At 74.3% G+C, this 13,242-nt stretch carries 12 protein-coding genes; 4 read left to right on the top strand and 8 right to left on the bottom strand.

The window, feature by feature from the left end; translation table 11 throughout:
- Nucleotides 1-101: 101 nt before the first annotated feature.
- The 3 genes from ACW0Q9_RS04105 to ACW0Q9_RS04095 form a co-directional block, all read right to left on the bottom strand.
- Nucleotides 102-353 (bottom strand): nucleoside triphosphate pyrophosphohydrolase family protein, encoded by a 252-nt coding sequence (locus ACW0Q9_RS04105; RefSeq protein ID WP_456178496.1) that lies wholly within the window; start codon nucleotides 351-353, stop codon nucleotides 102-104.
- Nucleotides 354-504: 151 nt separating this feature from the next.
- Nucleotides 505-1,371: an endo alpha-1,4 polygalactosaminidase gene (locus tag ACW0Q9_RS04100; protein ID WP_456178495.1), complete on the bottom strand. Its 867-nt coding sequence runs from the start codon at nucleotides 1,369-1,371 to the stop codon at nucleotides 505-507.
- Nucleotides 1,372-1,523: 152 nt separating this feature from the next.
- On the bottom strand, nucleotides 1,524-2,882 hold the full coding sequence (locus ACW0Q9_RS04095; RefSeq protein ID WP_456178494.1) for a CAP domain-containing protein: 1,359 nt from the start codon (nucleotides 2,880-2,882) through the stop codon (nucleotides 1,524-1,526).
- 373 nt (nucleotides 2,883-3,255) lie between these two features.
- On the opposite strand from ACW0Q9_RS04095, the gene ACW0Q9_RS04090 reads away from it, so the two are divergent.
- From ACW0Q9_RS04090 to ACW0Q9_RS04080, 3 genes are all read left to right on the top strand, one after another.
- On the top strand, nucleotides 3,256-3,450 hold the full coding sequence (locus ACW0Q9_RS04090) for a hypothetical protein (protein ID WP_007456482.1): 195 nt from the start codon (nucleotides 3,256-3,258) through the stop codon (nucleotides 3,448-3,450).
- Between the two features lie 301 nt (nucleotides 3,451-3,751).
- Nucleotides 3,752-7,351, top strand: coding sequence for a chromosome segregation protein SMC (gene smc, locus ACW0Q9_RS04085; protein ID WP_456178493.1), 3,600 nt, complete (start codon nucleotides 3,752-3,754; stop codon nucleotides 7,349-7,351).
- Nucleotides 7,348-7,968, top strand: coding sequence for an HAD family hydrolase (locus ACW0Q9_RS04080; RefSeq protein WP_456178492.1), 621 nt, complete (start codon nucleotides 7,348-7,350; stop codon nucleotides 7,966-7,968). Before smc ends, ACW0Q9_RS04080 begins: the two co-directional genes overlap by 4 nt.
- 10 nt (nucleotides 7,969-7,978) lie before the next feature.
- Here the strand turns inward: ACW0Q9_RS04080 and ACW0Q9_RS04075 are convergent, their stop codons facing one another.
- Entirely contained in the window at nucleotides 7,979-8,938 is a 960-nt protein-coding gene (locus tag ACW0Q9_RS04075; RefSeq protein ID WP_456178491.1) for an SMP-30/gluconolactonase/LRE family protein, read from the bottom strand.
- 99 nt (nucleotides 8,939-9,037) lie between these two features.
- Here ACW0Q9_RS04075 and ACW0Q9_RS04070 point away from each other — a divergent pair, with 99 nt between their 5' ends.
- Nucleotides 9,038-10,027, top strand: coding sequence for a helix-turn-helix domain-containing protein (locus ACW0Q9_RS04070; protein WP_456178490.1), 990 nt, complete (start codon nucleotides 9,038-9,040; stop codon nucleotides 10,025-10,027).
- On the opposite strand, the gene ACW0Q9_RS04065 is transcribed toward ACW0Q9_RS04070, so the two are convergent.
- From ACW0Q9_RS04065 to ACW0Q9_RS04050, 4 genes are all read right to left on the bottom strand, one after another.
- Entirely contained in the window at nucleotides 10,014-10,544 is a 531-nt protein-coding gene (locus tag ACW0Q9_RS04065; protein ID WP_456178489.1) for a DinB family protein, read from the bottom strand. The genes ACW0Q9_RS04070 and ACW0Q9_RS04065 overlap by 14 nt on opposite strands.
- Before the next feature lie 43 nt (nucleotides 10,545-10,587).
- The gene (locus tag ACW0Q9_RS04060; RefSeq protein WP_456178488.1) at nucleotides 10,588-11,076 is read right to left on the bottom strand and encodes a universal stress protein; all 489 of its coding nucleotides are present in this window, start codon (nucleotides 11,074-11,076) and stop codon (nucleotides 10,588-10,590) included.
- Between the two features lie 4 nt (nucleotides 11,077-11,080).
- A complete protein-coding gene (locus ACW0Q9_RS04055) occupies nucleotides 11,081-12,700 on the bottom strand; it encodes an MDR family MFS transporter (protein ID WP_456178487.1) in 1,620 nt (539 codons plus the stop codon).
- 115 nt (nucleotides 12,701-12,815) lie between these two features.
- Complete coding sequence (locus tag ACW0Q9_RS04050; RefSeq protein WP_456178486.1) at nucleotides 12,816-13,241, bottom strand: MarR family winged helix-turn-helix transcriptional regulator; 426 nt, start codon at nucleotides 13,239-13,241, stop codon at nucleotides 12,816-12,818.
- Nucleotide 13,242: the final 1 nt, after the last annotated feature.

Raw genomic sequence — 13,242 nt, 5'->3', positions numbered from 1 at the left:
GCGGATGGGGGTACGCGGACTGCGGGCACCCCGGCTGGTGCCGGCTTCCGGTGTCCTGCTCCGGCGCGACTCAGATCGTTGCCGGACGACAGCCACCCGGATCAGCGGTTGTCGCCGCTGCCACCCAGCACGCCACGGCCGTGGCGGCTGGCCAGCTTGGCCAGGTTGGCCGTCGCGATGTCGTCCAGCGACAGGTCGAGGTGGTCGGCGAGCACCGCCACGTACCAGAGCACGTCACCGAGTTCCTTGGCGATGCCGGCCCGGTCGATCCGCGACTCCTCACTGTCGGAGTCACGGACCCACTTCTTGAACTTCTCGGCGAGCTCACCCGACTCGCCGACCAGCCCGAGCACCAGGTGAAACAGCTCGTTCCTCTTGTCACGTGGAGCGGCGGTGCGGAGGGCGCCACGCTGATACTCATCCAGGTCTATGGCGGACCAGTCTGGTGGAGCTCCTCCAAGCCGACCAGCCAGGCCCTGCTGCGACGGGTCGTGCGACGCCGGCTCAGGGCAGCGTGCAGGGTTCGCGCCAGGCGTCGAGCTTCCGGTCCTTGAGGATGGAGGCGAAGCCGTAGCCGACCGTGGTGACGCAGAACTCGGCCGGATCGCCGGTGTATTCCACGTGGAAGACCGGCTTCTGCTCGTCGGTGAAGGGGAGCAGCTTGTCGCACTCGCCCCGGCGGACGCACTCCTGGTTGACCGCGAAGTCGAAGTCGGGGGCGAGCGCCGCCACCTGCGGCAGGTCGTCGACGAGGCCGGGGGAGAGGTCCAGCCGCCGGGCCAGTGCGGCCAGCCGCCGGTTGAACAGCAACTGGTCGTCGAAGGAGAGCGGGAAGCCGGAGCGGTGGAGGTAGCCGTCGGCGTCGTCGAACGCCACCGCGCCGAAGCCCTTGCCCCGGCAGAGCCGGAGCCGGTCGGCCAGTACCGGTTCCAGCGAGTCCCACCGACGGACGTCCAGCCACCGGCTGCCCGGCCGGCCCGGCACCGCCGTGCCGCGTACCGTCGCCGGGATGCGGCTGGCGTCCGGGTCGGTGGCCGCGTACGTGCCGGCGCGGACCTGGCAGACCAGTCGGCGGTGGCGGGCGCGCAGCGCGCCGGTCTGGTCGGAGGTGGTCCGCACGGGGTCGAGCAGGAAGACGTCGGCCTCGACGGTGACGTCCACCGGGCCGGTGAGCTGCCACTGCCACTGCCAGTGCCGGGCCTGAGCGGACGGCCACGGCGTGGGAGAGCCGGGCGGGACGAGCGGCTCCCGGCAGGCCGGCACCGGGGCGAGCAGCAGCACCGTCAGCAGCACCGCCACGCCCCGGCGCGGCCTGCGTCGGCGGACGCGGACCGGCCGGGGCGGCACGGCCCACGCCGGCCGGATCCGCATGGACAGCTCCCGGGTCGCGGGCGGCACCCCGCCCCCTGCCGGTACGTCTCCGGCGGCCCCGGTGTGCCGGCCCGCGCGGGCCGGCACGGCTCAGGCGTCCCCGGCGTACCTCACCCCGTCAACGAGCGCGGGCCCGGTCACGACGCGCCGCCTCAGCGCGGGGTGCCGAAGTCCTGCGTCCAGTACGGCCCGTTGCTCCGCGCCACGCCCACGCCGATCTCGGTGAACGAGCAGTTCAGGATGTTCGCCCGGTGGCCCGGGGAGTTCATCCAGGCGTCCATGACCGCGGCCGGGCTCTGCTGGTTCCAGGCGACGTTCTCGCCGTACGACCGCCAGGCGTAGCCGACCCGGTCGAGCCGGTCGCCCACGTCGCTGCCGTCGCTGCCGTCGTGCGACATGTTCTTGTGGTCGGCCTGGTCCTGGCTGTGCCGCTGGGCGGCGAGCATCAGCTTGTCGTCGATGGTCAGCGCCTTGCAGCCGGCCTTGGCCCGCTCCTGGTTGACCAGGTTGACGACCTCCCGCAGCTCGGCGCTGATCCCGGTGGACCCGGTGGTCTTCGCGGCGGTGCTGCTCGGCGCGGTGCTCCGCGGCAGCTGCCGGGACGGGGCGGTGGTCCGGCTCGGCTTCGGGGTCGGCTTCTTCGTGGGGGTCGGCTTGGCGCTGGTCGGCGCGGCCGTCGGGCTGGCCGAGTCCGGGGCGAGCGCGTCGCCGGGCGCCGCCTCGGTGCCGTCGGGCGCGAACGGGGCGGCGGCCACCGTGTCGTCGGCGGAGGTCCGCTGGGTCCCCGGGTCATCGCCGGGCAGCAGGACGGCGCCCACGCCCAGGCTCACCACGAGGGTCGCCGCGGCGGCGGCCCCACCGATCAGCAGGGGGCGCCGCAGCCGGCGTCCCTGCCGGTGCCGGCCGGTGTCCTCCGCCGGGGCGTCGGTGACGGCCTGCCAGGAGGCCGTCGGCCGCTCGTCGGCGGTCGGCTGCCAGGCGGCGGCGGGTCGTTCGTCGGCGGTCGGCTGCCAGGCGGCCGTGGGCTGCTCGTCGCCGTGCCAGCCGGTGGACCGCTCGTCCGCGTGCCAGCCGGTGGACCGCTGGTCGGTGTGCCAGCCGGCGGCCTGCTCGTCGGCGTGCCAGCCGGCGGCCGGCTCGTACGGGGACCCGCCCGGGTGGGCCGCCGGGCCGTAGGCCGGCGGCTCGACGGCCGGGGAGTGCCCGGTCCGGTCGCCGTCGGCGTACCGCCCGGCGTCGGCCCACCCGTGCGTCGAGGCACCGGCGGCGGGGAGGTTGCCGGTGCGCTCTCCAGTGGGGTCGTCCCGCCACGGGGTGGCCGGAGCGTCGGCCCGCCAGACGCCGGTGGGCGCCTCGGTCCAGTCCTGGCGGGGCTGCTCCGGCTCGTCCCCGAAGAGGTACGACGACCGCGGCTCGGGCCGGTCGGTGAGCCAGGCTGGTCCCTCGTCGGTCGGTGGCTCGGGGCGTCGGGGAACGCCATCCGGTTCGATCGGGTCGGTCCAGCGGTACACGCCTGTCCCCTCCACGGGTCGGTTGCGGGCCGCAGTGACGCTACGGGCGCGCCGCTAGCTGCGGCAACGTGGCTAAGAAAGAGTTAAGGGGAACCCGACAGCAAGGGTGAGGCGTTCACACATTCCCGGGCGTACAGTAAAGGCGTCCGGACAGAGCGTGTCCGCGCCTTGTGGCAACCCCCCGACAAGTGGACCGGGCGACGTGGAGATGATCTACGGCCTGCGGGAACTTGACGAAGGAGGGGGGTTCGGCTCAATATATAGGTGTCGCCAGTCGCGCCCAGCCATGCCCGGATTTCGCGGGGATGGCAGCCGCGAACATCATGGGCGCGCGTTGGCCGGCCTTTCCGGCAGCGCATATCAAGGAGTCAGCATGGCGAAGGCCCTCTACGGCCACGTAGGTGCAGCGCCCGACCGGCGTCTGCTCGACGAGGTCACCCGACTGCGTGCCAGGGTTCAGGCACTGGAGTTCGAGATCACGCGTCTGCGCGCCGACAACGATCGGCTTGCGGCGGCTGCGGCGGAGGCTGACGACCTCCTCCGACTGGCCGAGCCCGCGCTGACCTGATCTCCGGTCGTCGGAAAACTGAATCGCACCACACAGAAAACGCGCGCCGACACCCAGTGCCGGCGCGCAGCTTTTTGTTTTCGGGACCGCATTCCGCGATCTTGCTGACCGTCCCGGAATTGCGTCCCGCAATTCTGATCTTGCACTTTCCCGTGGCGTGCGCCACATCGCCGGAAACCGGACAGCTCCGGCACCGGGTGGGTCGCGTACCGGGCTCTCCCCGCCCGCGGGTTAGTCTGCGGGTTCACCAGGTCCGCGCAGCCGGCGACGGTACGGCGGCCACCGGACGAGGATCGAGAAGGTGCATCTCAAGAGCCTGACGGTGAAGGGCTTCAAGTCCTTCGCCTCCGCGACGACGCTGAAGCTGGAGCCCGGGATCACCTGCGTGGTCGGCCCGAACGGCTCCGGCAAGTCCAACGTCGTCGACGCCATCGCCTGGGTGCTCGGCGAGCAGGGCGCCAAGGCGCTGCGCGGCGGCAAGATGGAGGACGTCATCTTCGCCGGCACCGCCGGCCGGGCGCCCCTCGGTCGGGCCGAGGTCACCCTCACCATCGACAACACCGACGGCGCGCTGCCGATCGAGTACACCGAGGTCTCCATCACCCGCCGGATGTTCCGCTCCGGCGAGAGCGAGTACGAGATCAACGGCGACTCCTGCCGCCTGCTGGACATCCAGGAGTTGCTCTCGGACTCGGGCATCGGCCGGGAGATGCACATCATCGTCGGGCAGGGCCGGCTCGACGGCATGCTGCACGCCAAGCCGGAGGACCGGCGGGCGTTCATCGAGGAGGCGGCAGGCGTCCTCAAGCACCGCAAGCGCAAGGAGAAGGCGCTGCGGAAGCTCGACGCGATGCAGACCAACCTCAACCGGCTCACCGACCTCACCGCCGAGCTGCGCCGCCAGCTCAAGCCGCTGGGCCGGCAGGCCGAGGTGGCCCGCCGCGCCGCCGCCATCCAGGCCAACCTGCGCGACGCCCGGCTGCGGCTGCTCGCCGACGACCTGCACACCCTCCGCACCACGCTGGACCGGGAGATCGCCGACGAGACCGCGCTGCGCGAGCGGCGCGAGCAGATCGAGGCGGAGCACGGCGAGGTGCAGGCCCGCCTCGGCGAGCTGGAGGCGGCGCTGGCCGAGGACGCCCCGCTGCTCGCGGCGGCCCAGGACACCTGGTACAAGCTCTCCGCGCTCCAGGAGCGGTTCCGCTCCATCGAGCAGCTCGCCCGGGAACGGCTGCGGCATCTCAGCGCCACCGGGGACGACGAGCGCCCCGGCCGCGACCCGGACCAGCTGGAGGCCGAGTCCCGGCGGGTCCGCGAGCAGGAGGAGGAGCTGCGCGCGGCGCTCACCGAGGACCAGATCCGGCTCGCCGAGGCGGTCGAGCACCGCCAGGAGCTGGAACGGCAGCTCGCCGCCGCCGAGCGGGAACTGGTCGCCGCGGCCAAGGCCATCGCCGACCGGCGGGAGGGGCTGGCCCGGCTGACCGGCCAGGTGAACTCCGCGCGGGCCCGCACCACCAGCGCCGGCGAGGAGATCGAACGCCTCGCCGCCGCGCACACGGACGCCCTCGCCCGCGCCGAGAAGGCCCAGGCCGACCTCGACGCGGTCGCCGAGCAGTCCACCGAGGCCGACCGGGACAACGCCGACCTGGACGCCCGGCACGCCGAGGCGGTCGCCGTGCACGAGCAGGCCCAGGCCGCCGTGCGCAGCCTCGCCGACGCCGAGCGGGCCGCCGAGAAGGACGCCGCCACCTGGAAGGCCCGCGAGGAGGCGCTCGCCCTCGGCCTGCGCCGCAAGGACGGCGCGGGCGCGCTGCTGGCCCGCGCCGACCAGGTGCCCGGCCTGCTCGGCAGCCTCTCCGGGCTGCTCACCGTCGCCCCGGGCAACGAGGCGGCGCTCGCCGCCGCGCTCGGCGGGCTCGCCGACGCGGTCGCGGTCAGCGGGGTGGACGAGGCCGTCGAGGCCATGCGGCTGCTCAAGATCTCCGACGCCGGCCGGGCCGGCCTGCTGGTCGGCAGCCCCGCCGGCCCCGGCATGGCCGGCAGCGCCGACGCGCTGCGCCCGGCGCTTCCCGAGGGCGCCCGCTGGGCCCCCGACCTGGTGGAGTGCTCCGCCGAGATCCGCCCGGCCGTGCACCGGGCGCTGCGCGACGTGGTGCTGGTCGACGATCTCGCCGCCGCGGCCGAGCTGGTCGCCGGCAACCCGGAGCTGCGCGCGGTCACCCCGGACGGCGACGTGGTCGGGGCGTACACGGCGGCCGGCGGTTCGGCCAAGGCGCCCAGCTACATCGAGGTGCAGGCGGCCGTCGAGGAGGCCCGGGCCAACCGGGCCACCGCCGAGCGGACCAGCGCCGAGCTGCGCGACCAGCTGGTCGAGGCACGCGCCGAGGTGGCGGGCGCCAAGGAGGCCGTGCAGCACGCCGCCGCCGCCAAGCGGGAGGCGGAGAGCCACCGCAACGCCGCCGCCCGCCGCCTCGCCGAGCTGGGCGCGGCCGCCCGGTCCGCCAAGGCGGAGACCGACCGGCTCGGCGAGTCCCGGGCCCGCGCCGAGGCGGCCCGGGAACGCGACCTGGCCGCCCTCGCCGAGCTGGAGGAGCGGCTCCGGCTGGCCGAGGCCACCCCGCTCGACGCCGAACCGTCCACCGAGGAACGCGACCAGCTCGCCGCCATGGTGCCGCAGGCCCGGCAGAACGAGATGGAGGTCCGGCTCGCGGTGCGTACCGCCGAGGAGCGGGTCTCCTCGATCGCGGGCCGGGCCGACTCCCTGGCCCGGCAGGCGACCGCCGAGCGGGCCGCGCGGGAGCGCGCGGCCGCCCGGCGCGCGGCCCGCACCCGCGGCGCGGAGATCGCCCGGGCCGTGGTCGGCGGCGCCCGCGAGGCGCTCACCCGGCTCACCGTCTCCCTGGCCCGGGCCGAGGAGCACCGCGACGAGGTGGCCCGCGAGCGCGCCGCCCGCGAGGCCGAGCTCTCCGAGGTACGCGGCGCGGCCAAGCGGCTCGGCGCCGAGCTGGAGCGGCTGACCAGCCAGGTGCACCGGGACGAGGTGGCCCGCGCCGAGCAGCGGCTGCGCATCGAGCAGCTGGAGGCGAAGGCGGCCGAGGACTTCGGCCTCGACGTGGCCACCCTCGTCGCCGAGTACGGCCCCGACCAGCTCGTCCCGCCCACCGACGCCGACGTCGCCGCGGCCGAGAAGGAGGGCACTCCGGTGCCCGAGCCGGTCCGCTACGAGCGGCCGGTGCAGGAGAAGCGGGCCGCCAAGGCGGAACGGGAGCTGGCCCTGCTCGGCAAGGTCAACCCCCTGGCCCTGGAGGAGTTCGCCGCGCTGGAGGAGCGCTTCAAGTTCCTCTCCGAGCAGCTGGAGGACCTCAAGGCCACCCGCCGGGACCTGCTCACCGTGGTCAAGGACGTCGACGACCGGATCCTGGAGGTCTTCGCCAGCGCGTTCGAGGACACGGCGCGGGAGTTCGAGCAGGTCTTCACCGTGCTCTTCCCCGGTGGCGAGGGCCGGCTGGTGCTCACCGACCCGGAGGACCTGCTCACCACCGGCGTCGAGGTCGAGGCCCGGCCGCCCGGCAAGAAGATCAAGCGGCTCTCCCTGCTCTCCGGCGGCGAGCGGTCGCTGACCGCGGTGGCCATGCTTGTGGCGATCTTCCGCGCGCGGCCCAGCCCGTTCTACATCATGGACGAGGTGGAGGCGGCCCTCGACGACGTGAACCTGGGCCGCCTGATCACGCTGCTGGCCCAGCTCCGGGAGAAGAGCCAGCTCATCGTGATCACGCACCAGAAGCGCACCATGGAGATCGCCGACGCGCTCTACGGCGTGACCATGCGCAGCGGGGTCACCCAGGTGATCAGCCAGCGGCTCAACCGGGCCGAGGACGAGGGGCAGGAGACAAGCGAGTGAGTCGGGAACGCGCCACGGCGCTCCTGGTGGACTTCGACGGCGTGCTGCGCCGCTGGGACCCGACGGTGGCCGCGCGGGTCGAGCGGGAGTACGGGCTGACCGAGGGCGTCCTCGGCGAGATCGCCATGTCCTGGGGGCTGCTCCAGCCGGTGCTCACCGGCAGGGTCAGCCACGCCGAGTGGATGACCAGCGTGGCCGACGCGCTCACCCCCTCGGTGGGCGACCCGGCCCGGGCCCGCGCCGCGGTGGACGAGTGGCAGCGCTACCGGGGCGAGGTCGACTCCGACATGCTCGCGTTCATCCGCGAGGTGCGGGCGGCCGGCGTCCGGGTCGGGCTGGGCACCAACGCCACCGACGCCCTCGACGCCGACCTCGTCACGCTGGGCCTCGCCGACGAGCTGGACGTGGTGGTCAACTCCTCGGTGGTCGGGGTGCACAAGCCGGCGAAGGAGTACTTCCAGGCGGCCTGCGAGGCCCTGGAGACCCCGCCGGCCCGGGTGCTGTTCGTCGACGACGAGGACCGGGCCGTGGCCGGAGCGCGGGTGGCCGGGCTCTCCGCGCACCGCTGGAGCGGCCCGGCCGACCTGCGCTACCTGCGCGCCGCGCTGGCGTACTGAGCCGGGGCCGTCAGCACAGCCCGGGGACCCGGGTGACCGTGAAGGGCGGGCTGGGCTCGGCGGCGTTGAGCTGGCTGTTCACCCAGAGCAGGCGGTCGCCGTCCCGGGCGATGGTGGTCGGTGACTCGGCCAGGCCGACCGACCCCGACTGCCGGACCACCCGCGCGGTCCGCCGGTCGGCGTCGAGCCGCGCCAGGTTCACCGTGAAGCGCCAGCCACCCGTGCCGTCCGGGGCGTTCACCACCCCGTACAGCCGGTCGCCGTCGAGCAGCAGGCCGTCGGCGCCCAGTTGGCCGCCGGTGACGTCGACCGGTGTGGCGCTCCGCCCGGCCAGGTCCACCCGCCACAGCCGCTCGGTGCCGGGCTCACCGGTGCCCTGGTCGGCGACCAGCGCGAGCCGGCCGTCACCGGTGACGACGATCCCGTTCAGGAAGCCGGGCGCGGCCGGGAAGTCGGCGGCGGTCAGCCACGGGACCAGCTCACCGACCCGCCCGCCGGCGAGCGACGCCCGCCACAGCGTGCCGGTGGCGGAGTCGGTGACGTAGACGGCGTCCGCGGTGACCGCCAGGTCGTTGAGGGCGGCGTTGGCGGCGTCCCGCCGGGCCAGCAGCGTGCCGTCCGCGGCGTGCACGAACAGGGCTCCGGTGTCCCAGCCGGCCACGAAGATCCGGCCCTGCCGGTCCAGGTGCACGCCGGCGGCCGCGGTCCGTCCGTCCCCGCCGGCCGGCAGGAACGGGCGCAGTTCCGCGCGGGCGGTGTGGCCGCGGTAGACGGCGCCGGTGCTGACGCTGGTGACGTAGAGGGTGCCGTCGGGTGCCACCGCGATGCCCTCGGGCCGGACCTCCGGATCCCGGGACACGAGGTAGGTGTCGGGGTGGGGCGCCGCGGCGACGGCCGGGCCGGGCACGGTGGCGGCCAGTACGGCCAGTACGGCCAGACCGGCGGTGGTGGTGGCGAGCAGTCTTCTCATGGCCCGAGCGTCGCCGGATCGGCGGGACGCCGGCAGGCCCTTTCAACCCTGGCCGAAAGGGCACGGCGGCCGGCGGCCCGCCGTACTAGCGTCGGCGCCGTGGTGACGCTGCGCCTGACCGCGACGGACCTCAGCCGTACCGTGTTGCGCTCCGCCCCGTCGGCGCTGCTGGAACTCGGGGCGGCCGGACAGCGCGTCCTTCAGCCCGGGCCACCGGCGCACCTGGCCGCCTGGCGGGCCCGGACCCGGGCCGCGTTGACCGCGCCCATGCGCCCCTATCTGGACCTGTGCCGGCGGTCGGACTGGTTCCCCGACTTCCTCACCCCGCCCGCTCTCGGCAGCGACCTGGCCGGGGCGCTCGCCGAGGTGGACGGCACCCCGACCGAGGTCCTCGCCGCCGAGCTGCGCCCCCGGATCGAGGCGGGCGACCTGCCGGCCCGCGTCGAGTCGCTCGCCGCCGGCGATCCCGGGGCGCGGCGACTCCTGCGGGAGGCCATGGTGGCGTTCCACGCGGTAGCGGTGGGCCCCTACTGGCGAAGCGTCGTCGCGGCGGTGCACGCCGACCGGGCGGTACGCGGCCGCGCCCTGGCGGACGCCGGGATCGACCGGGTGCTGCGCGACCTCAGCCCGCACCTGCGCTTCGCGCCGACCGGCCGGTCGTACGAGCTGTCGTACGAGTGCGCCTTCGGCGCCGGGGTGGTGCTGTCGCCCGATGGCCGGGGCGTGACGCTGGTGCCCTCGTACTTCGTGCCGCAGCCCGTGGTGCTGGACGACCCGACCGGCCCGATGGTGCTCGCGTACCCGATCCGGCCGACCCGGCGGGAGCTGGCCACCGGCACCCCGCTGGCGGACCTGCTGGGCCGGACCCGGGCAGCCGTGCTGGCGGCGGCGGCCGACACGCCGACCACCTCGCACCTGGCCCGGGTGGTCGGTGTGTCGGTGTCCTCGGCCAGCCAGCACGCGGCGACCCTGCGGGCGGCCGGCCTGATCAGCAGCCACCGGGCCGGCCCGGCGGTGCGGCACGCGCTGACCCCGCTGGGGGAGCAGTTGCTGCGGGCCGGTGCCCCGGCGGCGGTCAGTCCCCGGTGACGCCGTCGATGCGCTCGCGGATCAGGTCGGCGTGGCCGTTGTGCCGGGCGTACTCCTCGATCATGTGCACGTAGACCCAGCGGACGTTCATCTCGTCGGCGCTGCCGTCGCGGCGGGGGCGCCGGAAGGTGTGGTCCAGCGACAGGCCGGCGGCGGCCTTCCGGGCCGCCTCGATCTCCGCGCGAAGGGTGGCGAAGGCTTCCGCCGGATCGGCGTCGGCGATCGCGTTCAGATCCGCGTCCGGGTCCTCGGCGCCGTCGTAGAGGCCGCGGATGTCCTCTCCGGCGGCGCGGATCCGGAACCACCAGCGCTCCACGTCGGCCATGTGGCGGACCAGCCCGAGCAGGGTCAGGGTGGACGGCTCGACGCTCGCCGTCCGGAGCTGCTCGGCGGTCAGGCCGGCGCACTTGTGCAGGAGGGTGTCGCGGTGGTAGTCGAGCCAGCCTTCCAGCATGGTGCGCTCGTCACCGACGTAGGGCTCGTGGCTGCGGTCGATCTCGGGTGCTCTCCAGGTCATCCGGCCATCCTCCGGCCCGGGTGTGACAGACCGCGACCGGATTTCAGGGCACCACCACGACCGGCCAGCGGCCGGTGCGGACCAGCCGGGTGGCGACCGAGCCGACCAGCTTGTGGCCGGCCTGCTCGGACGACCCGACCACCACCAGGTCCGCGCGGTGCTCGTCGGCCGCCTTGCGCAGCTCGCCGTACGCGTCGCCGCGCCGGCACAGGAAGGTCACCGGCAGGCCCAGCTCCTCCGCGCCGCGCCGGCACTCCTCGCGCAGCTCGGCGGCCAGCTCGTCATGGGTCTGCTGGACCGCCCCGGCCACCACGCCGGACATGATCCCGGTGTAGGGGGCCGGCGAGCTGACGAAGACCACCACCAGCCCGGAGCCCTGCCGGCGGGCCAGCCCGGCCGCGTACGCGGCGGCGCGCAGCGAGGTGCGGCTGCCGTCCACGCCGACCAGCACCACCCGGGGCCCGTCCGTGCCGCGCTCGAACGGCAGCGGCCGGGCCTCCGGGCCGTACTTCTCACGCTCGGGGGCGCCCATCGGGTCAGTCCCGCCCGCCGGTGCGTACCACCGCGGCGCCGGCGCCCGCCGCGACGGTCGACTCGCGCTCGACCTCGGCGGAGATCGTGTCGCCGTTGGTGCGGCGCAGCGGCACCTCCTTGATGAAGAGGACCGCGAGCAGCGCGATCAGCCCGAACGGGGCGGCGGCCAGGAAGATGTCCCCGGCGCCGTGCCCGTACGCGGCTTCGACGACCGCGCGGATCGGGGCGGGCAGGGTGTGCACGTTCGGCAGGCTACCGCCGCTGGCGGAGCTGGACGCCGGGATGCCGAGACCGGCCAGCCCCTCGGCGAGGTAGTCCTTGACCTTGTGGCCGAGGATCGCGCCGAGCGCGCTCACCCCGATGGCGCCGCCCAGGCTGCGGAAGAAGGCCACCACCGAGCTGGCCGCGCCGAGCTCGTGCGGGCCGACGGTGTTCTGCACGGCGAGGACCAGGTTCTGCATGGTCATGCCGAGGCCGAGGCCGATCAGCGCCATGAACACGGCGAGCCGCCAGTACGGGGTGTCCGCCCGCATGGTGCCCATCAGCGCGAAGCCGGCGGTGAGCAGCGCCGAGCCGGCGACCAGGTAGCGCTTCCAGCGGCCGGTGTTGGTGATGATCCGGCCGACCACCGTGGAGGCGACCAGCAGGCCGAGGATCATCGGCAGGGTCATGAGGCCGGACATGGTCGGGCTCTCGCCGCGGCTGATCTGGAAGTACTGGCCGAGGAAGACCGAGGCGCCGAACATGCCCACGCCGACCGCGATGCTGGCGATGACGGCGAGGGTGATGGTGCGGTTGCGGAACAGGCGCGGCGGGATCATCGGCTCGGCGGCCCGGTTCTCCACCCGGAGGGCGAGCGCGCCGAGCAGCACGGCGCCGGCCACCATGACGGCGGTCTGCCAGGACAGCCAGGCGTACTTGTCGCCGGCCAGGGTGACCCAGATCAGCAGCAGCGAGACGGCTGCGGTGATCAGGGTGGCGCCCCACCAGTCGATCTTCGCCTCGCGCCGGACCACCGGCAGGTGCAGGGTCTTCTGGAGCACGACCAGGGCGAGCACGGCGAACGGCACGCCCACGTAGAAGCACCAGCGCCAGCCGAGCCAGTCGGTGTCGACGATGACGCCGCCGATCAGCGGGCCGCCGATGGTGCCCACGGCCATCACGGCGCCGAGGTAGCCGCTGTACCGGCCACGCTCGCGCGGGGCGATCATCGTCGCCATGATCACCTGGGCCAGGGCGGTGAGACCGCCCGCGCCGACGCCCTGGAGCACCCGGCAGGCGATGAGCTGGCCGGTGGACTGGGAGAGCCCGGCCAGCACCGAGCCCAGCACGAAGATCGTCAGGGCGAGCTGGACCAGGATCTTCTTGCTGGTCAGGTCGGCCAGCTTGCCCCAGATCGGGGTGGTGGCCGTGGTCGCCAGCAGCGTCGAGGTGACCACCCAGGTGTACGCGGACTGGCCGCCGTGCAGCTCCGTGATGATCCGCGGCAGCGCGTTGGAGACGACCGTGGAGGAGAGGATCGCGACGAACATGCCCAGCAGCAGGCCGGAGAGCGCCTCCAGGATCTGCCGGTGGGACATGTCGACGGCGGTCGCCCGGGTGGGCGCTGTCGCCTGCGTCATCGTGGAATGCCTCCGGAAAAAGACGGGGGAAAGAGTTGCCTCGGGCAACCGTATGGCTTGGTTGCCTCAAGCAACAACCGCGCGTGGCGCAGGTCTTATTCCGGGGCGGATCCGGTCAGAAGGTCTCGTTGAACCGGTGCATCAGCCGGGCGAAGTCCTCGACGTCCCGTTTCGGCCAGGACTCCAGCGACCGGGTGATCTGTTCGAGTCGCGCCGCCCGCGCCGCGTCGAACCGGCGGGTGCCCTCCTCGGTGAGGCTGAGCTGTGCCGCCCGCCGGTCGGTCGGGTCCGGGTCGCGCCGGACCAGGCCCAGCGCCTCCAGGCCGCCGATCTGCCGGCTCAGCGTGCCCTTGCCGATGCCCAGCTTGGCGGCCAGGTCGGTCAGCCGGGTCGAGCCGGACCGGCGCAGCCAGAGCAGCAGCCCGTAGGCGTTCGGCTCCAGGTTGGGGTGGACCTCGCGCGCGATCTCCCAGGAGAGCGCGCGCCCACGCCGCAGCAGCGCGGTCAGTTCGTGCTCCACGGCCCGCAGGGTCTCGTCCACG

It is taken from the genome of Micromonospora sp. I033, from assembly GCF_053890995.1.
The sequence above is the reverse complement of the archived record's forward strand: the minus strand, read 5'-3'. Positions and strand labels throughout refer to the sequence as shown.